Below are 20,451 nucleotides of genomic sequence, written 5' to 3'. Positions count from 1 at the left end.
GCCCTCGACGCCTTTCGCGGCATCCTTGCCGCTCACCCACCTACAGAACGGCTGTGCTCGGCCTACTGAACAGGGCGCTGGGTGCCGGCTGAAGGTCCCTTTGAAAGCTGGTCAGCTCTTCGCGTTTTTCGGTATGGCATTAAGCAATAGTGCCAAGAAGCCGTACTACGACGGGCCAACACAGACCGAATAACTCGAAGTATCAGCCGGCACCCCAGTGCCCCGTCTGGCCGGCCGAACGGCAGTGTCGCGGAAGCGGGTGAGCGGCATGGATGCCGCGAAAGGGGCCGAGGGCCAGGACGGCCCTTCGGCCCCGGCCCGCTGGAGCGGCGCTGATGTGAGGGCATCCTGCGCAAGGCGCAGGACCAGCCAGTCGGGGCGAGCGTTTTTGGTTACTTTTTTGGCAACTGCAAAAAGTAACCCGCCCGGCGAGGGCGGAACAAAAGCCTACCGAGCACACCGCAAATCAGCTTGGCGACCAAGCTAACCGCCCCCACCCCAACCCTCCCCTGCAAGCAGGAGAGGGGGTAATCCGGTGTGCGGGATAAGTTTCCTACGCAAGTACAAGCTCCTGCGTAGGGTGGATGACGGCGCAGCCTCATCCACCGACACATGGAAGGGTCAGTGCGACTTGAGCCCCGCCGCCGTCAGCACCAATCTCAGCACCCAGGCCACCACGCCGAGCGCCACCAGGCTGCAGGCCCAGATGCCGGCCATCCAGGCCAGCCGCTGCCAGAGCGGCTTGTTGTCCGCGGGGTTAGGTTCGCGCGAGCGGCCGACCATCAGTGATAGCCCTCCCCCGCGCGGACCTTGCCGCGGAACACGTAGTAGCCCCAGAAGGTGTACATCAGGGTGATGGGGATGATGAACAGGGTGCCGATGAGCAGGAACAGCTGGCTCTGCGGCGGCGACGAGGCCTCCCAGATGGAGACGCCCGGCGGGATGATGTTCGGCCAGAGGCTGATACCCAGGCCGCTGTAGCCGAGAAAGATCAACGCCAGGGTCAGCAGGAAGGGCGCATGGTGCGAGTCCTCGCGCAGGATGGCGCGCAGCAGGGCCAGGGTCACCACGCCCACCAGGATCGGTACCGGCAGGAACCAGACCAGATTGGGCATGCTGAACCAGCGGGCGGAGATGGCCGCCTGGCTCAGCGGGGTCCAGATGCTCACCACCGCGGTAAAGGCCAGCAGCAGGAACAGCAGCGGCTTGGTCAGGCGACGCATGGTGGCCTGCAGCGGGCCCTCGGTCTTCATGATCAGCCAGGTGCTGCCCAGCAGCGCATAGGCGGCGATGACGCCCAGGCCGCAGAACATCGAGAAGGGCGTCAGCCAGTCCAGCGGCCCGCCGACGTACTGGCGATTCTCCACCGGGAAGCCTTCGATGAAGGCGCCCAGGGCCACGCCCTGGCAGAAACTGGCCAGCAGCGAGCCGAAGATGAAGGACTTGTCCCACAGGGCTTCCTTGCCTTCCTGGACCTTGAAGCGGAATTCGAAGGCCACGCCGCGGAAGATCAGGCCGATCAGCATGAAGATCAGCGGCAGGTACAGGGCCGGCAGGATCACCGAGTAGGCCAGCGGGAAGGCGCCATAGAGCCCCGCCCCGCCGAGCACCAGCCAGGTCTCGTTGCCATCCCAGATGGGCGCCACGGTGTTCATCATGACGTCGCGATCTTCCTTGCCCTTGACGAAGGGGAAGAGGATGCCGATGCCCAGGTCGAAGCCGTCCATGACCACGTACATCATGAGACCGAAGATGATGATGATCGCCCAGATCAGCGGGAGGTCGATGCCAGGGATGCCGTTCATGTGCGGTCTCCGGTCAGCTGGTCATTGGGATTGTCTTCTTCCAGGCCGCCATCGGCGCCGGACAGCGGACGCTTGGGATGACGATCGGTGCCCGGGCCGCCGGAGGTGGGCAGGTCGCCTTCACCGGTGTGCGGACCCTTGCCGATCATGCGCAGGGCATAGAGGGTGCCGATGCCGAACACGGCGAAGTAGACCACCACGAAGGCCACCAGGGTGATGCTCAACTGGGTGACGCTGTGGTTGGATACCCCGTCCTTGGTGCGCAACAGGCCGTAGACGATCCACGGCTGGCGGCCCACCTCGGTGGTGAACCAGCCGGCCAGCAGGGCGATGAGGCCGACCGGACCCATGCAGGTGACCAGGCGCAGGAAGCCGCGGGTCTCGTACAGCTTGCCGCGCCAGCGCAGCCAGGCGCTCCACAGACCGGCAGCAATCATCAGCATGCCCAGGGCGACCATGATGCGGAACGACCAGAACACCACATAGGCCGGCGGCCGGTCTTCCTTGGGGAAGTCCTTGAGCGCCGGGATCGGCTCGGTGAGGCTGTGCTTGAGGATCAGGCTGCCGAGCACCGGGATCTCCAGCTTGAAGCGGGTTTCCTCGCGCTCCATGTCCGGCCAGCCGAACAGGATCAGCGGAGTCGCTTCGCCCGGAGGATTCTCCCAGTGGCCCTCCATCGCGGCGATCTTGGCCGGCTGGTGCTCCAGGGTGTTGAGGCCATGGGCGTCGCCAACGAACGCCTGGATGGGCGCTACCAGCAGCGCCATCCACATGGCCATGGAGAACATCTTGCGCACCGCCGGGTTGTCGTTGCCGCGCAGCAGGTGCCAAGCCGCCGAGGCGCCGACCAGGAAGGCCACCGACAGGTAGGCGGCGATGGTCATGTGCGCCCAGCGGAAGGGGAACGACGGGTTGAAGATCACCGCCAGCCAGTCCACCGGGACGATGCGACCATCGACGATCTCGTAGCCACTCGGGGTGTGCATCCAGCTGTTGGACGACAGGATCCAGAAGGTTGACATCAGGGTGCCGATGGCGACCATGACCGTCGAGAAGAAGTGCAGGCCGCGGCCCACGCGATTCCAGCCGAACAGCATGACGCCGAGGAAGCCGGCTTCGATGAAGAAGGCGGTGAGCACCTCGTAGGTCAGCAGCGGACCGGTCACGGCGCCGGCATAGTCGGCGAAACCGCTCCAGTTGGTGCCGAACTCATAGGCCATCACCAGACCGGACACCACGCCCATGCCGAAGAAGATCGCGAAGATCTTTAGCCAGAAGTGATACAGATCCTTGTAGACGTGGTTGTCGGTCTTCAGCCAGAGCCCTTCGAGCACGGCGAGAAAGCTCGCGGTACCGATGGACAGCGCCGGGAAGACGATGTGGAAGGACACGGTGAAGGCGAACTGGATCCGGGCGAGATCCAGGGCTTCGAGGCCGAACATAGCTATTCCTCTCAGGCACGCCGGCTGTCGAGGGCAGCCGGTCGAGATGACGCTGACCGAGGTTCGAACCTCCGGCGTCGCCTGGGGTTCTAGCGGGACGCTAAAAAGGCGGCGCCGCTGCTAGCCCAAAGGACCAGGTCGGAAGCTGACGTGGATCAACGTCAGGCTTTAGAATAGTCCTCCTGGATACATTTGCTTACGTGGTTCGATGTCGCATCGGGCAGGCTGTCGCACCCCAAGGACGGTGTTTCGGCAGTCACCTACTCCATTGGACGGCGCTTTTTGCTTCTGGACGTCGTGGCCACGCCTCGCCATACCTCTGCCATGCCGCGTCGTCGCGCCTGGCCCCATGGACGCGCCGAACCGCAAGAATCACTCGCCACCCCTCAAGTGAACTGCTGAACCACCACGGCAAGTTGTCTGACGATCAGCCTTGAGGTGGCCTAAGATGCCGCCTCTGTCCCCGCGAGTCCCTGCCATGTCCGGCGATACCCTGCAGCTGCGTCACCATCGTCCCTTCGTCGCCTTCTGGTTCGCCCGCGTCTGCACCGCCGGCAGCTTCCAGATGCTGACCGTGGCCATCGGCTGGCACCTCTATTCCCTAACCGGCAATGTGCTCGATCTCGGTCTGGTGGGGCTGGTGGAGTTCCTGCCGCGGGTGCTGTTCATGCTGCACACCGGCCATGTCGCCGATCGCTACGACCGCCGCCGGGTGGCTGCCCTCTGCCAGACCGGCCAGGGGCTGATCGCCCTGGTGCTGCTGGTGGGCAGCCTGAATCAGGCGGTCACCCGCGAGCTGATCTTCATCCTGGCCTTCTGCCTGGGCACCGCGCGCGCCTTCGAGCAGCCCACCACCCAGGCGCTGCTGCCCAACATCGTGCCGCCTTCGATCTTTCCGCGCGCCATCGCCGCCGCGGCCTCGGCCATGCAGGGCGCCACCATCATCGCCCCGGCGCTGGGCGGCCTGCTCTATGCCCTGGGCGCCGCCTGGGTCTATGGCCCAGCCGTGGTGCTCTATGGCATCGCCATCCTGCTGGTCACGAGTCTGCCGGCGCGGCAGACGCCCAGCCAGAAGGAAAAGCCGACCCTGGACAACCTGCTGGCCGGCATCCGCTTCATCAGGAGTCGCCCGGACGTGCTCGGCGCCATTTCCCTGGATCTGTTCGCCGTGCTCCTGGGCGGCGCCACCGCCCTGCTGCCGGTGTTCGCCGCCGACATCCTGCTCACCGGCCCCTGGGGCCTGGGCCTGCTGCGCTCGGCACCGGCCGTGGGCGCCCTGGGCATGTCCTTTCTGCTCGCCTACGTCAGTCTCAATCGCCACGTGGGTCGCATCATGTTCGGCTCGGTGGCGCTGTTCGGCGTCGCCACCATCGCCTTCGGCCTGTCCACCTCGCTATGGTTCTCGCTGGGTACCCTGGTGGTTCTCGGCGCCGCCGACATGGTCAGCGTGGTGATCCGCAGCTCTTTCGTCCAGCTGGAGACCCCGGATGCCATGCGCGGCCGGGTCAGTGCGGTCAACGGCCTGTTCATCGGTGCCTCCAACCAGCTCGGCGAATTCGAATCGGGGGTCACTGCGCACTTCTTCGGCACGGTGCCCGCGGTGGTGCTGGGTGGCGTCGGTACCCTGGTGATCACCGGGGTCTGGATGAAGCTGTTCCCGGGCCTGGCCAAGCGCGACCGGCTGACGGAGCCGCGCCAGGACGGCTGAATCCAGCCCTGTCACCCGAATTGCCACTCATACCCAGGGGATGACCGCTCGCTCCGGAATAACCTTATCGCGCAAACCTTTGTCGCAAAATGTGATCCATGTCACATCCTTTCAAGCGTTGAGGTCTGCATGCGTACCCCTCTTTCCATGGCCGCCCGCCTGGGCCTGGGCTTCGGCCTGATCCTGGTGCTGATGCTGCTGATCACCCTCGTCGGCGTCCAGCGCGTCGGCGTCATCGACGACACCCTGACCGCTGTCAGCCAGGGCGCCAGCGTCAAGCAGCGCTATGCCATCAACTTCCGCGGCAGCGTGCACGACCGCGCCATCGCCATTCGCGATACGGTGCTGATCCACGACGCCGCGCCCCTGGCCAGTCGCCTGGCCGACATCGACCGGCTCAAGGCCTTCTATCGCCAGTCCGCCGAGCCCATGGATCAGCTGTTCGTCAGCCAGGGCGCAACCGCCGAGGAACAGCGCCTGCTGGCGGCCATCAAGGACATCGAAGGCACCGCCCTGTCCCTGACCGACCGCCTGCTGCAACTGCGCCAGGCCGGTGATCTGGAAGGCGCCCGGGTGTTCCTGCTGGAGCGCGTCTCGCCGGCCTATGTCGAGTGGCTCAAGCGCATCAATGCGCTCATCGATCACGAGGAAGCCATCGCCAGCGGTCATCTGACCGAGGTCCGCGGCATCGCCGGCGGCTTCCGCTGGCTGATGCTGGTGACCTGTGCCCTCGCCCTGCTGCTGAGCGTGGCCGTTTCCGTGCTGATCATCCGTCAGATGGGCGCGACCCTGGGCGGCGAACCCCACGCCGTGGCCGCCGCCATCCGCCGGCTGGCCGAGGGCCGGCTGGACGAGCGCCCCGCTACCCGTCACCCGGACAGCGTCATGGGCACCCTGGGCAGCGCCACCGCGCACCTGGGCGAGACCATCGTCCAGGTGCGCCATACCGCCAGCTCGGTCGCCACGGCGGCGGCCCAGCTGCAAGGCACCGCCCAGACCAACCAGCGCCACACCGATGTGCAGTCCAACCAGGCCCAGCACATGGCCGCGGCGGTCACCGAGCTGGCCGCCACCATCGGCGAGGTCGCCGGCTACGCAGCCCAGGCCGCCCAGGCCACCGGCAATGCCAGCGCCCAGGTGGACACCGGCAATCAGTTGGTGACCCGTTCCGGCCAAGCCATCGGCCAGCTGGTGCAGGCGCTGGAGCAGGCCAGCGTCACCGTGCAACAGGTATCCAGCGACAGCGCCAGCATCGAGAACATCGTCGCCGTCATCAACGGCATCGCCGAGCAGACCAATCTGCTGGCGCTGAATGCCGCCATCGAGGCCGCTCGCGCCGGTGAGCAGGGTCGCGGCTTCGCCGTGGTCGCCGACGAGGTGCGCAACCTGGCCACCCGCACCCAGGAATCGACCCGCGAGATCCGCGCCATGATCGCCACCCTGCAGGAAGGCGCCGGGCGCGCTTCGGCGCAGATGGAAGAGAGCCGCGGCCAGGCCCACGAGACCGCCGCGCTGACCCAGCGCGCCGTCGCGGCCCTGGCGGCCATCCAGGCGGACGTCGGCTCGGTGAACGCCATGAATGCGCAGATCGCTACCGCCGCGGCCCAGCAGACCGCCGTAGCCGAGGAGGTCAACGAGAACATCAACCGCATCCATGCCGCCACCCTGGAAACCGCCAGCGGTTCGCAGCAGATCGCCGGCGCCAGTCGCCAGCTGGCGGAACTGGCCGAGGATCTGGAGCGGCGCATGAGCCTGTTCCGCACGGCCTCGGCCTGAACATCCGGCAACGCCTGCGGGCTGAACCTAGACGCGAGCGTGGCGGTCAGCAGTCAGACACCTTTTCCCGCGCAGGAGTCTGGACATGCAGCTTTCCCTCAACGGCCAGGTCGCCCTGGTCACCGGCGGCAGTTCCGGGATCGGTGCCGCCGTCGCCGAAGCCCTGGCCAAGGCCGGTGCCGCCGTCGCCATCAACTACCATTCCAGCGCCGAACCGGCCGAGGAATTGGCCAAGCGCATCCAGGACGCCGGTGGTCGCGCCATCGCCGTGGGCGGTGACGTCGGCGACGAGGCCGCGGTCCAGGCGCTGTTCGACCGCACCCTGGAAGCCTTCGGCCGCCTGGACATCCTGGTCGCCAATTCCGGCCTGCAAAAGGACGCACCGGTCGCCGACCTGTCGCTCGAGGACTGGAACACGGTGATCAACACCAACCTCACCGGCCAGTTCCTCTGCGCCCGGGCGGCGATCCGCCAGTTCCGCCAGCAGGGCCGCGACGAAAACATCTCCCGCGCCCTCGGCAAGATCATCCACATGAGTTCGGTGCACGAGGTCATTCCCTGGGCCGGGCACGTCAACTACGCCGCCTCCAAGGGCGGGGTCAACCTGCTGATGCGCAGCCTGGCCCAGGAAGTCGCCGCCGAGGGCATCCGCGTCAACAGCATCGCCCCGGGCGCCATCGCCACCGCCATCAACGAAGAGGTGACCGGTGACGAGGCCAAGGCACGCGAACTGCTCAAGCTGATCCCCTACAAGCGCGTCGGCCATGTCGACGACGTGGGCAACGTGGCGGTCTTCCTCGCCAGCGACCTGGCCGACTACATCGTCGGCACCACCCTGTTCGTCGACGGCGGCATGTGCCTCTATCCGGGATTCGAAGACAATGGCTGATTCCTCCTCCGTGCACGCCCGCCGCAGTATCGGCGCCCACGGTGTCATCGGCGACCTGCGCACCTGCGCCCTGGTCGCCACCGACGGCACCATCGACCACTTCTGCTGGCCGAATCTGGACAGCCCCTCGGTATTCGCCGCCCTGCTCGATTCGGAAAAGGCCGGCTACTTCAGCCTGGCCCCGGTCTGGGAAGACGCCCGCGAGCAGCAGCTCTACCTACCCGATACCAACATCCTGCAGACCCGCTGGCTGTCGGCGGACGGCGTCGCCGAGGTCACCGACCTGATGCCGGTGTGCAGCAGCGAGGACACCAAGCCGCGCATCGTCCGCCGCGTGCAGGTGGTGGCCGGACGCTGCCGCTTCCGCCTGGTCTGCGCCCCGGCCCACGACTATGCCCGCGCCGAGACCCGCGCGCGCCTGGTGGAGGGCGGCGCCCTGTTCGAGGCCAAGGGCCAGCCGACCCTGCGCCTGGCCTCGAGCGTCACCCTGCAGGTGGACGGCAACGCCGCCCTGGCCGAGTTCGAACTAGAGCAGGGGCAGCAGCTGGATTTCGTCTTTGGCTGCGAGGAAGACGACAAGGTCATCGCCGGCCAGAGCGATCTCTGCTTCGAGGACACCCTCTCCTACTGGACCTCCTGGGCGGCCAAGAGTCACTACCAGGGCCGCTGGCGCGAGATGGTCACCCGCTCGGCCCTGGCGCTGAAGCTACTGACCTCCTGCAAGCACGGCTCCATCGCCGCGGCCGCCACCTTCAGCCTGCCCGAAGCCCTGGGCGGTGAACGCAACTGGGACTATCGCGCCTCCTGGATCCGCGACGCCTCCTTTACCGTCTACGCCTTCATGCGTCTGGGCTACACCCAGGAAGCCAAGGATTTCACCCACTGGGTCGGCCAGTGCGTGGAAAACAGCCACAACGCCCCGGAAAAGCTGCAGATCATGTATCGCCTGGACGGCGGCCTGGACCTGCCCGAGGAAACCCTCGACCACCTGGCGGGCTATGCCAATTCGAGTCCGGTGCGCATCGGCAACGAGGCCTACCAGCAGATTCAGCTGGACATCTATGGCGAGCTGATGGACGCCATCTACCTGTCCAACAAGTATGGCGAAGCCATCTCCCACCATGGCTGGAAGGACGTGGTGCGGATGATCGACCACGTCTGCGAGAACTGGAACCAACCCGATGCCGGTATCTGGGAAATGCGCGGCGATCCCGAGCATTTCCTGCATTCACGGCTTATGTGCTGGGTGGCCATCGACCGCGCCATGCGGCTGTCGGTCAAGCGTTCGCTGCCGATGCCCTATGAACGCTGGTACGCCGCGCGCGCCGCCATCCAGGAAGACATCTGGGACAACTTCTGGAACGCCGAATTGGGGCACTTCACCTCGACCCGCCACGGCAAGAGCCTGGACGCCGCCCTGCTGCTGATGCCCCTGGTGCGCTTCGTCAGCGCCACCGATCCCATGTGGCTGTCCACCCTGGATGCCATCAAGACCAACCTGGCCTATGACGGCATGATCCGTCGCTACAACCCGGCCGATACGCCAGCGGACAACCTCAAGGGCGAAGAAGGCGCCTTCGTCGCCTGCTCCTTCTGGTACGTCGAATGCCTGGCCCGCGCCGGTCGTGTCGACGAAGCCCACCTGGAGTTCGAAAAACTGCTGGGCTATGCCAACCCCCTGGGCCTCTACGCCGAGGAACTGGACAAGCGCGGCTACCCGCTGGGCAACCTGCCCCAGGCCCTGTCACATCTGGCCCTGATCAGCACCGCCTTCTTCCTGGATCGCAAGCTGAGCGGCAAGGATCCGCAGTGGCAACCGTAAATTGACCTGGATGGCGGTCCTGGGTCGCTCCTGAAGTATCCGTAGGAGCGGCCCATGGCCGCGACCTCGTCAAAAGCAAAAGTCGTGACGATCATGGGAAAGCCGAAAGCTGCCGATAGGCAGGTTATCTCGCCCAGCTATTCTCTCTGCACCGGTGCTACCACTCCGCACCCATCGCGGCCGCCGATGCGGCCGCTCCCACGGGTGCTGCCTGATGGAGCTGATAAAGCTGAACGCCTGCTCAGGCAACTCCCTCTCCCCCTGGGAGAGGGTTGGGGTGAGGGCGCAGCAGGCTAATAAGCTGTCAGTGGCAAAGGCTGCACCGTTTTTCACGCTACTGCTCTGCAACTCATTAATCTGTAATTCATCGCGACCGCGGACTACCCCTACAACTAAAGCGTAAGCCTGTAGCAATGGCCGCATCGGCGGACCGCCATGGCCGCGATATCTTGCGTTCTATCCCCTCACGCCACCCGACTCTGCCCCAGCGCCTCGTTGACGCAATTGGCCATGTCATCGATATGCCAGGGTTTGGGCATGAAGCGGGTGCGACCGGCGCCGCGGGGTACGGTCAGACGGTCGCCGGAGGTGAGGATCACCGGGATATGCGGCCAACGCTGGGAGACCAACTGGGCCAGGGCCTCGCCGTCCAGCCGTCCCGGCATGCGCACATCGGTAAAGAGGATATCAATGCGGGCACCGGTCTGTTCCAGATAGCTCAAGGCCGCATCGGCGGTCGATACGGCCACCACCTGCAGATCCACCAGGGACTCCAGCGCCTCGGTGGCCAACTCCCTCAGCAACGGCTCGTCCTCTACCAGCAACAGTAGTGGACGATAGGAGCCGAGTGGAGAAGATGCTTGAGTCATAACCTACAGACTTTGCCAAGGGGTCACGGTTCTGACCATTCGGCTTGGGCTCGACCAAAGTCGACCACCGGCATAAGCAAGGTTTCTAAACGGCAACTTTCAGCGCTTCGCTGACTCGAAGCGTTCACCTCAGGGGCCTCCTGTGGTATTCTTTTTTAATCGAACGATCAATAAAAAAAGAATTCTCTCCCTTTGGCAGTTCGCAAGGAGTCCCCATGAGTGCCACGCCCTCATCCGGCACCGTAAAGCTGAATCCCCCCGCCTTCTATTGCGCGGCTGCAGTGATCCTGCTGTTTTCCCTGGCCGTCATCGGTCGTCCCGAGCAGGCCGGTGCCTGGCTGCTGCAGGCCCAGACCTGGGCCGCCAACACAGTTGGCTGGTACTACCTGCTGGCCATGTCGCTTTATCTGGTGTTCGTGGTGGTCACCGCCCTGTCCGGCTACGGCAAGATCAAGCTCGGTGCCGACCACGACCAACCCGAGTTCAGCTACCTGTCCTGGGCCGGCATGCTGTTCGCCGCGGGCATCAGCATCACCCTGTTCTTCTTCTGCGTCTCCGAACCCCTGACCCACTTCGCCCAGCCCCCCGCCGGCGAAGGGGGTAATCCGGCGGCGGCGCGCCAGGCCATGCAGATCCTCTTCCTGCACTGGGGCCTGCACGGCTGGGGGGTCTTCGCCCTGGTAGCCATGGCGCTGGCCTACTTCGCCTATCGCCACAACCTGCCACTGGCCCTGCGTTCGGCGCTCTATCCGCTGATCGGCAAGCGCATCAACGGTCCCATCGGCCATGCCGTGGACGCCTTCGGCATCATCGCCACCATCTTCGGCCTCGGCGCCGACCTGGGTTTCGGCGTGCTGCACCTCAATGCCGGGCTGGACTACCTGTTCGGCATCAGCCACAGCCACTGGGTGCAACTGATCCTCATCGTGCTGATGATGGGCGCGGCCATCGCCGTGGCCGTGTCCGGCGTCGACAAGGGCGTGCGCATCATGTCCGACATCAATATGGTGCTGGCCGTCGCCCTGTTGCTGTTCGTGCTGTTCGCCGGTCCGACCCAGCATCTGCTCAACACCCTGATCCAGAACATCGGTGACTACCTCTCGGCCTTGCCAGGCAAGAGCTTCGACCTCTATGCCTATGACGAGCCCTCCGACTGGCTCGGTGGCTGGACGGTGTTCTACTGGGCCTGGTGGATCGCCTGGGCGCCCTTCGTCGGGCTGTTCATCGCCCGTATCTCCCGCGGCCGCACCATTCGCGAATTCGTCTTTGGCGTCTTGTTCATCCCCCTGGGCTTCACCCTGGCCTGGCTGTCGATCTTCGGCAACAGCGCCCTGGAACTGGTGCTTGGCCAGGGCATGACCGGTCTGGCGCAGACCGCCCTCACCGATCCGGCCATGGCCTTCTACCAGGTGCTGGAAACCTATCCGGCCAGCCGCGCGGTGATCAGCGTCGCCGTGCTGGTGAGTTTCGTCTTCTTCGTCACCTCGGCCGACTCGGGCACCGTGGTGCTGTCCACCCTGTCGTCCAAGGGCGGTGAAGCCAACGAAGACGGTCCCAAGTGGTTGCGGGTGTTCTGGGGCGCGGCCGTGGCCCTGGTCACCGGCGGGCTGCTGTTCGCTGGCAGCATGGATGCGCTGAAATCGGCGGTGGTGCTGACCTCGCTGCCCTTCTCGGTGGTGGTACTGCTGATGATGTGGGGCCTGCACAAGGCGCTGCACCTGGAATCCCAGCGCCAGCGCGCGCGGCTGCACTCCCTGGCGCCGGTGGCGACCAACGGCAAGGCACGGCACGGCGGCTGGCGCCAGCGGCTGTCCCAGGCGGTGTACTTCCCCTCGCGGGACGAGGTCTATCGCTTCATGGACAGCACCGTGCGTCCGGCTATGGAAGAGATGGTCGAGGTCTCGCGGGAGAAAGGTCTGGTGGTGGAGACCCAGTTCGACGCCACCAACGCCAACCTGCAACTCATCATCGGCCACGGCGAGGAGCATCCCTTCATCTACCAGGTGATCATGCAGGGCTATTTCACCCCCTCCTTCGCCCGCGCCGGCATCGGTGGCCTGCACCTGAAGAATCGTCGCTACTACCGCGCCGAGGTGCATCTCACCGAGGGCAGCCAGGACTACGACCTGGTGGGCTACAACCGCGAGCAGATCCTCAACGACATGCTCGACCAGTACGAACGCCACCTGCAGTTCCTGCACCTGGTGCGTTAACCAGTGGTTTTTTCAATGACTGAAAGGCCATTGAAAGCCATAAAGGTCGTATAATCGCCCCAGGGTCGGCCCCGTGCCGGCCCCGGGGTCGGTACGCCTCGCCGGTCCCCCGCCGTTCGGAGACCGCTTTGCCCACCCCACCTGCACCCTCGCCCTATCCTCCCCTGCTGCAATGGCTGGCCCTGATCCTCTGCTCCGCCCTGGTCGGGGGCGGACTCAGCTGGCTGCAGGTGCCCGCGGCCCTCTTTCTCGGCCCCATGCTGGTGGCCATCGCCTTCGGCGTCTGCGGCGCCACCATCCGTCTGCCCCGTCGGCTGTTCCAGACTGGCCAGGGCGTGGTGGGCTGCCTGATCGCCCACGCCATGACCGCCGCGGTCCTGCTCACCGTTGCCGAGCACTGGCCGGTGATGCTGCTGGCCACCGCCCTGACCGTGCTGCTCAGCCTGCTCACTGGCGCCCTGCTGGTGCGCTTCGGCGGCCTGCCTGGCAGCACCGCCGCCTGGGGCACCACGCCCGGCGCGGCCGCCGCCATGGTGGCCATGGCCGAGGAGTACGGCGCCGATCCACGGATCGTCGCCACCATGCAATACGTGCGGGTGGTCTGCGTGGTGCTGATCAGTGCCCTGGTCGGCCGGCTGCTGGGGGCCGAGGGCAGCGGCACCGGCCATCAGGCCGCGGTGGTCAGCCTGGACGGCCATTTCGCCTTCAATCTCATGCTGACCCTGGCAGTGGCCCTGGCCGGCAGCTGGCTGGGCGGCCGCCTGTTCCCCGCCGGCGCCCTGCTGCTGCCCATCGCCCTGGGTACGCTCCTGCAACTCAATGGCTGGCTGGACATCACCCTGCCCCATCTGCTGCTCGCGGTGGCCTATGGCGCCATGGGTTGCTATGTGGGACTGAGATTCGATCGGGCCACGGTCGCCTATGTCTGGCGCGCCCTGCCCAAGATGATCTTTGCCTCCCTGCTGCTGATCGCCCTCTGCGCCCTGTCGGCGCTGCTGATGGCGAAGCTGATGCACGTGGACTTTCTCACGGCCTACCTGGCGACCAGTCCGGGCGGACTGGATTCCATGGCCATCATCGCCGTGGATGCCCATGCCGATGTCGGCCTGGTACTGGCCATGCAGGCGTTGCGCCTGATCGGAGTGGTGCTGACCGGACCGCTACTGGCCCGGCAACTGGTCAAGCTGGCCCGCACCTGACGGAGGATGCGGGCGGCGCGCTCAGGCCGAGCGGCGGCGCTCGACCTGGGCGGTGATGTTGTAGCCCTCGGCGGCATGGCCGCGGACCACCACCCGTGCATCCGGATAGAAGCCCTTGAGGCGTTGTTCGAAGAGAAAGTAGATCTCCGCGCCAACCCGGATCTCCGCGGGATCGGTCAGGGTCAGGGAGAAATTGCGTACGGGATCGGCAGCATGCTGCGACTCGTTCTCCTCGATGCGCTGCATGGCGTCTTCAACGATCTGTTCGGCGATCTGCGACATCTGTGACCTCCTGGTCGGGCATTGACAGGGCGCCGTCCCAGCGACGGCCGTATCGCTAATGACCACGGGCGCGCCACGACGATTCGTTCTCTCTGCAAGATTCCGACGAAACTGTAGACTTGTCTGACTTTTATCCCCGTGTAGTGGCGTGAATCGGCCGGCTAGCGGTCTCCTGCACACCGAGGACGAGGAAGCAGCCCCGCCATGGTCGACGCTGACGATACCCCCCTCCCGCCACGCAATCCGGCCACCCAGCGCCGGGCGCTGTGGCTGCTCGTCTGCGCGGTCGCGGTGATCCTGGCGCTGGAATCCTGGCAGGTGTGGCGCAATTACCAGAACGCCTTCGCCAGTGCGCGCAGCGATGTCGGCAACATTGCCCTGGCGGCGGCCCAACATGCCGATGACGCCATCAAGGAAGCGGATTCGCTGCTGGTCAGTATCCGTGACCGGCTGGAGGATCAACCCCTCGACCAGCTGGACCGCCCTCGGGTGCATCGCCTGCTGGCGCGCCAGGCCGCCCTGTTGCCGCAACTGCACGGGCTGTTCATCTATGATCGCGACGGCGGCTGGCGGGTGACCGACAAGAGCAGTGACCCGCCCCGGGCCAGCAACGCCGATCGCGAGTACTTCCAGTTTCACCGCCAGCACGCCGCCGATGTGCTGCACGTCGGCACGGTGATTGAGAGTCGCAGCACCCAGGAGCTGATCATTCCGGTATCACGCCGCCTGGAGGACCGCGACGGTCGCTTTGCCGGCGTCCTGCTCGCCACCATCCGCCTGCAGTACTTCGTCGACTACTACGAGCGGTTCAAGCTGGATGCCCGGGGTGCCATCACCCTGGCGCAGGATGACGGTACCCTGATGGTCCGCCGTCCCTATGTACCCGCGCACGTCGGTACCCCGCTCGCCAACAGCGAGCTGTTTCGCCAGTACGTGACCCAGGCGCCCAACGGTACCGCCCTGGTGCGGGCCATGATCGACGGCCGTGAACGCCTCTATGCCTTCCAGCATCTGGAAGGCTATCCCCTGGTGGCCCTGGCCGGTATCTCCAGGAGCGATATCCTCGCCAGCTGGCGCCAGGACATGCTGAGATCGGTGACGGTGGTCGGCCTCATCATCGTCGGCATGCTGATCTTCGGCTTCAGCCTGCTGCGCGAGATCCGCGCCGGCGAACGCAGCGCGGCGGCTCTGCGTCTGGCCCACGACGAGCTGCACCTGCTGACCCTCAAGGACAGCCTCACCGGGCTGGGCAATCGCCGTCAGTTCGACAACCTGCTGCCGGTGGAGCTGGCGCGCGCGCAGCGCAATGGCCAGCCGCTCAGCCTGCTGATGATCGACATCGACCACTTCAAGGCCTACAACGACCACTATGGCCATCCGGCGGGGGATCGCTGCCTGCAGGCGGTGGCCGGCGTGGTGGCCTCGGCGGCGCGGCGCCCGGGCGACCTGGCGGCGCGCTATGGCGGCGAGGAGATGGTCCTGCTGTTGCCCAATTGCGACGAGCACGGCGCCCAGCGCGTGGCCGCCACGGTCCAGGAACGCCTGCAGGTGCTGGAGGTGGCCCATGCCACCAGCCCCTTCGGTCGCATCACCGTCAGTCTCGGCATCGCGGTGCAGCCGCCCGGCCAGAACCCGCCACCCCAACCCGCCGACCTGCTGGCCAGCGCCGATGCCGCCCTTTACAGGGCCAAGCACCTAGGGCGCAATCGCTCCCATCCGCCGGTAGAGGCAGACGTCGGCTAAGGCCGACTGGGCGCCGGCCAGACATTCTCAGCCGCAGATCATGCCGCCGCGGTAATGCACCCGGTCCTTGCCGGCGCGCTTGGCCTGATAGAGCTCGCCATCGGCCTGCTTGAGCAGATCCGAGGGCTGATAGCCCGGAGCGAAGCGCGCCACCCCGGCACTGAAGGAAAAACAGCTGCCGGTCCGGGTGTTGCTTCTGATGTCGTCCAGCAGCGCCTGCAGCCGCTGCGCCAGCTGGCGCTCGTCTTCGGGCTTGAGCAATACCCCGAATTCCTCGCCGCCCAGGCGTCCGAAATGGCCGTCGGGGAAATGCCGGCCAAGGACCAGCGCGGTTTCCTTGAGCACCTGGTCGCCCACGTCGTGGCCGAATCTGTCGTTGATCCGCTTGAAGTCATCGATGTCGAGCATGACGAAATACCAGGACGGGGAGCCCTCACGGCAGACCTGCTCCGCGTCCAGCATGAGCGCACGGCGGTTGCTGATCCCGGTGAGGGCATCGGTTTCCGCCTGCAGGCGATAGCGCTCCTTGAGCTCCAGGGTGGTGGCGACGATACGCACGAAGGTGGCGTTGAGCAGCAGCCCCAGCGCCAGGCTGGCGCCCAGCATCACCGCGAACAGCGGCAGGGCCGCTGCCGTGACGGTGTCCAGCTCGCCATAGAAGAGCAGCAGCCAGACCGCACCGGCGGCGATGCCGTAATCGAGCACATGGGAAAAGAGAATGGTCGAGCCGAGGATGATGACGATGGCCGTGGGGATCATCCAGGCATGGCCAGCCTCGCCCATGCCGAGGATCTGAAAGCGGAAGGCCAGGGCCTCGAACAGCACGAACACCAGGGCGAACAGGCGCCAGACGGCAAAGCGGCGCGCAGTGGTCATCGCCAGGCAAGAGCCGATCATGCCGGCAAAGGCCAGCCAGCCCCACACCGGCACCCCGGCGGTCAGAAAGGGGTTGATCAGCACACTGATCAACCAGCCCAGGATGCCGGTGCTCTGCGCCAGCACATTGGGCAACTGCAGCATCTGGCGGATATGAGTCTGATAAGTCATTGCACAACTCGAACGCCAAATTTAGTGGCCAACCGATATCACCGGATGCTATCCCATTCGTGGCCCGTCGTCGGCGGGAAGCGGACTCAAGCAAGACAATAGACGTCTGAACAGCGCACTGCTGGTGACGAGACCGCATAGGACCACGCCTGCGAGCAGACTGACCAAACGGACGGCGGCGAAATGACGCCATCGGTCAGCTCACTCTGCGGACCGGCGCGCCCGTCCCGCTAAGCTCTTCGCTTCGGGAGTTTCGACTAGGCTTGGCAGTGCCCAGGCCGTCGTTCATGCTTCCAAGGCTTTATCAGCTTCCACTACCGGTATAGAACAAACCAGGCGCCATCATGGAAATCGATGCTCTGTTCGATCACCTGCATACCCTTCCCAGCATTCCCAAGGTGGCTCAGGAGCTGATCCAGCAATTCGACGATCCGGACAGCAGTATCGAGGACGTGGCCCGCAATCTGGCCCTGGATCCGGTGCTGTCGGCCAAGGTCCTGCGCCTGGCCAATTCGGTGCGCTTTCGTGGCGTCCGTCCCTCCACCAGCATCGAAGGCGCGGCCATCCGTCTGGGTTTCGACGCTCTGCGCACCCTGGTGCTGGCCTCGGCAGTGACCGCGGCCTTCCGCCACAATCCCAGCTTCGATCCGCGGGATTTCTGGCAGCACAGTTTCGATGTGGCCAGCATCTGCCGCGTTCTCGCCCGCCAGGCCGGCGCCGATCCCGAGACCGCCTTTACCTGCGGCATGCTGCACAGCATCGGCGAGTTGCTGATCAAGACGGCGGCGCCCGACATCGCCGCGCGCATCGACGCCGAGCAACGCGCGCCGGTGCCGGCCGACCAGGCCATCGGCTTCGGCTACCCCGAGGTGGGCGCGGAGCTGGCCCGCCGCTGGCAACTGCCGGTGGTGATCCAGCATGCCATCGCCTACCAGCTGCATCCCCAGGATGCACCCGAGGATTCCACCCAGGCGCGGATGGTCGCTCAGGCCCGGCTGGTGTCCTTTGTCCTGCGCCGCCATGGCGGTATCAATGACCAGGCCAAGGCCGCCCTGGCCAATCCCCTGCTGGAAGGCGTGGATCTGGATCACCTGCTGGGCGAGTTGCCCGAGGTCATAGAGGCGGACAAGGCCTTTGGTACCCTGATTAACTGACCGGCTGTCCCGTGCGCAGGCAAGGCCACCGCCTGCATCACAAATCTGCCAGTCGGTCATGGCGAAAATCGAACGGGCACCGCAAGAATCGGTCGAAGCGTTATAGCTGACAGGAGTGATTGCGATGGCCGAGCCGCTGAAGTTCACGGATGCGAACACCATTATCAAGGGCGCTTTTCAACCGATGCTGTGCGCCATGACCGCTCAGGATCCCGCGACCTTCAACGTCGAGGTCTATGCACCCAACGGCACGGCCCTCTTGCAACGACGCATCGCCCGGGTCGACCTGTTGGACAACTCCCTGCTGGAAGCCTTCATCTGCGACAGCCGCGCCCGTATCGAGCGGGCGACCCATGAGCGACTCGACTGGCAGGTGCGTTACACCCGCGCCTCCTGAGGTCGCATCGAGCGATCGAACAAAGGCGCCCCGCGAGGCGCCTTTCGTTTGTCCATCAATCGTTGAGCACGCGCTTCTGCTGACTGCCCTGGGCCTTGGTGGCAGGCGTCTTGTCGGCCTTCTTCTGGGTGGACGGCTTGGCGCTGGACGTGTCGTCGGCGCTGTCTCTGTTGCTGGTGTTGGAGCTGCCTGGCGCGCCGATGCCGTTGCCGGTCACTCCGGCGTCGTTGCTGCTGCTGGCGGCCAGACTGGGACCGGCCACCAGGGCCAGGGTAGCGCTCAGGGCGAGGATCAGCGGGGTCTTGCGCATCTTGGTGTCCTCCGGCCGCGAAAGGAAGGGTGTCGCGGGCTGCACCCTGCCTGATTAGGCCAAAGGCCGGGCCAAGCGTTCCCACCTTCCTATAGACTAACGGCCATCCCGCCGCGCCTCGAAAGGTCCGGCCGTCGTATTCAGGAGTTGCCGTGAAGCACCGTTACCTCATCGTCGATTGCACCGCGCTCGATAGCCCTGCGCTGTTCGACTATCTGGCCGAGGCGCCGCAGCACCGCGTCATCGTCTCCGGCGGCACGGCCGAGCAACTGTTCGCGGCGGAGCTCTGGCCGCGCCTGCGCGAGCGCCTGGCGCCCCATGCCGAACGCTTCTTCTTCGCCGACTCCAGCGGCCCGCTGCTGCAGGCCGAACTGGAGGGCCGCAAGCCCGGTCTGCTGGATCGCGAGTTGACCCTGGCCTTCAAGCAGGCGGTGACCGCCGATGCCGAGGATGATCGCGTCCTGACCCGTATCCGCCGCGAACTGCTCGATACCGATGACGACTACCAGGCCAATCGCCGCATCTTCCTCAACAGCCTGCTGGGCCAGATGCGCCGCGCCCTGCCGGCAGGGGCGGTGACCGCCGGCAACTGGCAGGACGCCGTCCGCCAGGCCATCGCCGCGGCCCAGCAGGGGCTGGCCAAGGGCTTCGCGCCGGGTCTGGCCGATGCGCCCTTCAAGGTCTTCCTCAAGGCCTATCCGCTGGCCGCACGCTATGTCGCCCAGCTCGCCGTGCTGCTGATCACCGCCGGGCGCCAGGACAACGACGTCCTCATCGATCGCTTCGTCGCCCAGGATCCGGCCCTGGTCGCCACTCTGTTCGATGGCCTGCTCACCGAAGACGACGACCAGCGCCAGGCCTACACCGCGCTCAAACGCACCCTGGATGCCCTGGGGACCGGCGGTCAGGCGTTGCACTAGGTCTCTAGAGACGCTCCAACAGCGCCGGCAGGATCACCCCGGCGGCGCCCAGCAGTTGCCAGTCGCCACTGAAATCCGCTGCCGGCTGCGGATCAATGCGCACCACCGTGGCGCCCTGCTGGCGCGCTACTTCCGGCAGACTGGCCGCCGGCTGCACCAGTCCCGACGTGCCGACCACCAGGCAGAGGTCGCAACGCTCGGCCAGCGCCCAGGCGTTGGCCAGGGCCGCCTCGGGCAGGGACTCGCCAAACCAGACCACCCCAGGCCGGGCCAGACCGCCACAGTAGGCACAACGTGGTGGCGCCACGAGCTGATCCTCGGCTTCCGGTAACGCCGGCGCTGCCAAGGGCCGCGCGCATTCGAAGCAGCGCGGCGCATGCAGGCTGCCATGCAGATGAATCACGTCGCCACTGCCCGCGCGCTCGTGCAGGTCGTCGACATTCTGGGTGACCAGGCCCAGCCGCCCGTGCCGGCTACCCCAGTCCGCCAGGGCGCGATGCGCGGGATTGGGCTGGGCCGCCAGCACCTGGACACGGCGCCACTCGTACCAGCTCCAGACCCGGACCGGGTCCTCGACGAAGGCTGCGGCCGTCGCCAGTTGCGCCGGATCGAAGCGCGCCCACAAGCCGGTCAGGGCTTCGCGAAAGGTGGCGATACCGCTTTCCGCCGACACGCCGGCACCGGTCAGCACCAGCACCTCGTCGGCCTGGCGCAGGCGATCGAGCAGTACCGGCGGTAAGGCGGCGAGGCCGTCTCGGCAATCGATGGGATCGGGCATGAAGGCGTTGGCTCCTGACATCTGCGGCAAAACAACAGGGTCTTGCGGACCGCGGAAAAGGGCGAAAGTGTGACGATACTCGACGGATGGGGAGTCC

Annotated in this window: 18 protein-coding genes; 10 read left to right on the top strand and 8 right to left on the bottom strand. The window is 65.9% G+C overall.

What is annotated here, in order from left to right:
• Positions 1–621: 621 nt before the first annotated feature.
• The 3 genes from FEZ61_RS09065 to FEZ61_RS09055 are packed head-to-tail and all read right to left on the bottom strand — an operon-like array spanning position 622 to position 3,247.
• Positions 622–783 (bottom strand): DUF2474 domain-containing protein, encoded by a 162-nt coding sequence (locus FEZ61_RS09065; protein ID WP_017640936.1) that lies wholly within the window; start codon positions 781–783, stop codon positions 622–624.
• A complete protein-coding gene (cydB, locus tag FEZ61_RS09060) occupies positions 783–1,805 on the bottom strand; it encodes a cytochrome d ubiquinol oxidase subunit II (protein WP_017640935.1) in 1,023 nt (340 codons plus the stop codon). The genes FEZ61_RS09065 and cydB overlap by 1 nt, the downstream gene beginning before the upstream one ends.
• Entirely contained in the window at positions 1,802–3,247 is a 1,446-nt protein-coding gene (locus tag FEZ61_RS09055; RefSeq protein WP_017640934.1) for a cytochrome ubiquinol oxidase subunit I, read from the bottom strand. Before FEZ61_RS09055 ends, cydB begins: the two co-directional genes overlap by 4 nt.
• Before the next feature lie 478 nt (positions 3,248–3,725).
• Here FEZ61_RS09055 and FEZ61_RS09050 point away from each other — a divergent pair, with 478 nt between their 5' ends.
• From FEZ61_RS09050 to FEZ61_RS09035, 4 genes are all read left to right on the top strand, one after another.
• Positions 3,726–4,955: an MFS transporter gene (locus FEZ61_RS09050; protein ID WP_173148326.1), complete on the top strand. Its 1,230-nt coding sequence runs from the start codon at positions 3,726–3,728 to the stop codon at positions 4,953–4,955.
• Between the two features lie 129 nt (positions 4,956–5,084).
• On the top strand, positions 5,085–6,731 hold the full coding sequence (locus FEZ61_RS09045; RefSeq protein WP_242455125.1) for a methyl-accepting chemotaxis protein: 1,647 nt from the start codon (positions 5,085–5,087) through the stop codon (positions 6,729–6,731).
• 85 nt (positions 6,732–6,816) lie between these two features.
• Positions 6,817–7,620 carry a glucose 1-dehydrogenase gene (locus tag FEZ61_RS09040; protein WP_173148324.1) on the top strand — a complete coding sequence of 268 codons (804 nt, stop codon included), beginning with the start codon at positions 6,817–6,819 and terminating at the stop codon, positions 7,618–7,620.
• Positions 7,613–9,442 (top strand): glycoside hydrolase family 15 protein, encoded by a 1,830-nt coding sequence (locus tag FEZ61_RS09035; RefSeq protein ID WP_173148322.1) that lies wholly within the window; start codon positions 7,613–7,615, stop codon positions 9,440–9,442. The genes FEZ61_RS09040 and FEZ61_RS09035 overlap by 8 nt, the downstream gene beginning before the upstream one ends.
• 464 nt (positions 9,443–9,906) lie before the next feature.
• Here the strand turns inward: FEZ61_RS09035 and FEZ61_RS09030 are convergent, their stop codons facing one another.
• On the bottom strand, positions 9,907–10,311 hold the full coding sequence (locus tag FEZ61_RS09030; protein WP_231893081.1) for a response regulator: 405 nt from the start codon (positions 10,309–10,311) through the stop codon (positions 9,907–9,909).
• Positions 10,312–10,559: 248 nt separating this feature from the next.
• Here FEZ61_RS09030 and betT point away from each other — a divergent pair, with 248 nt between their 5' ends.
• Complete coding sequence (gene betT, locus FEZ61_RS09025) at positions 10,560–12,524, top strand: choline BCCT transporter BetT (protein ID WP_085984311.1); 1,965 nt, start codon at positions 10,560–10,562, stop codon at positions 12,522–12,524.
• Between the two features lie 176 nt (positions 12,525–12,700).
• On the top strand, positions 12,701–13,723 hold the full coding sequence (locus tag FEZ61_RS09020; protein WP_231893082.1) for an AbrB family transcriptional regulator: 1,023 nt from the start codon (positions 12,701–12,703) through the stop codon (positions 13,721–13,723).
• A gap of 21 nt (positions 13,724–13,744) precedes the next feature.
• Here the strand turns inward: FEZ61_RS09020 and FEZ61_RS09015 are convergent, their stop codons facing one another.
• A complete protein-coding gene (locus FEZ61_RS09015) occupies positions 13,745–14,005 on the bottom strand; it encodes a hypothetical protein (RefSeq protein ID WP_007162574.1) in 261 nt (86 codons plus the stop codon).
• Positions 14,006–14,209: 204 nt separating this feature from the next.
• Between FEZ61_RS09015 and FEZ61_RS09010 the strand changes: the two genes are divergently transcribed.
• Positions 14,210–15,748, top strand: a complete 1,539-nt coding sequence (locus FEZ61_RS09010; RefSeq protein ID WP_173148320.1) for a sensor domain-containing diguanylate cyclase — start codon at positions 14,210–14,212, stop codon at positions 15,746–15,748.
• Between the two features lie 27 nt (positions 15,749–15,775).
• Here the strand turns inward: FEZ61_RS09010 and FEZ61_RS09005 are convergent, their stop codons facing one another.
• The gene (locus FEZ61_RS09005) at positions 15,776–16,795 is read right to left on the bottom strand and encodes a GGDEF domain-containing protein (protein WP_173148318.1); all 1,020 of its coding nucleotides are present in this window, start codon (positions 16,793–16,795) and stop codon (positions 15,776–15,778) included.
• Between the two features lie 341 nt (positions 16,796–17,136).
• Between FEZ61_RS09005 and FEZ61_RS09000 the strand changes: the two genes are divergently transcribed.
• Entirely contained in the window at positions 17,137–17,949 is an 813-nt protein-coding gene (locus FEZ61_RS09000) for an HDOD domain-containing protein (protein ID WP_197480265.1), read from the top strand.
• Between the two features lie 124 nt (positions 17,950–18,073).
• Complete coding sequence (locus tag FEZ61_RS08995) at positions 18,074–18,346, top strand: hypothetical protein (protein ID WP_007162578.1); 273 nt, start codon at positions 18,074–18,076, stop codon at positions 18,344–18,346.
• A gap of 55 nt (positions 18,347–18,401) precedes the next feature.
• Here the strand turns inward: FEZ61_RS08995 and FEZ61_RS08990 are convergent, their stop codons facing one another.
• Entirely contained in the window at positions 18,402–18,656 is a 255-nt protein-coding gene (locus tag FEZ61_RS08990; protein WP_173148316.1) for a hypothetical protein, read from the bottom strand.
• Positions 18,657–18,808: 152 nt separating this feature from the next.
• On the opposite strand from FEZ61_RS08990, the gene FEZ61_RS08985 reads away from it, so the two are divergent.
• Positions 18,809–19,576 (top strand): hypothetical protein, encoded by a 768-nt coding sequence (locus tag FEZ61_RS08985; RefSeq protein WP_064308585.1) that lies wholly within the window; start codon positions 18,809–18,811, stop codon positions 19,574–19,576.
• A gap of 4 nt (positions 19,577–19,580) precedes the next feature.
• On the opposite strand, the gene FEZ61_RS08980 is transcribed toward FEZ61_RS08985, so the two are convergent.
• Positions 19,581–20,354 carry an NAD-dependent deacylase gene (locus FEZ61_RS08980; protein ID WP_064308586.1) on the bottom strand — a complete coding sequence of 258 codons (774 nt, stop codon included), beginning with the start codon at positions 20,352–20,354 and terminating at the stop codon, positions 19,581–19,583.
• Positions 20,355–20,451 lie beyond the last annotated feature (97 nt).

Source organism: Pseudomonas sp. MS15a(2019), assembly GCF_013277805.1.
In the GTDB taxonomy this organism is placed as follows: Bacteria; Pseudomonadota; Gammaproteobacteria; order Pseudomonadales; family Pseudomonadaceae; genus Chryseomonas; species Chryseomonas benzopyrenica.
The sequence above is the reverse complement of the archived record's forward strand: the minus strand, read 5'-3'. Positions and strand labels throughout refer to the sequence as shown.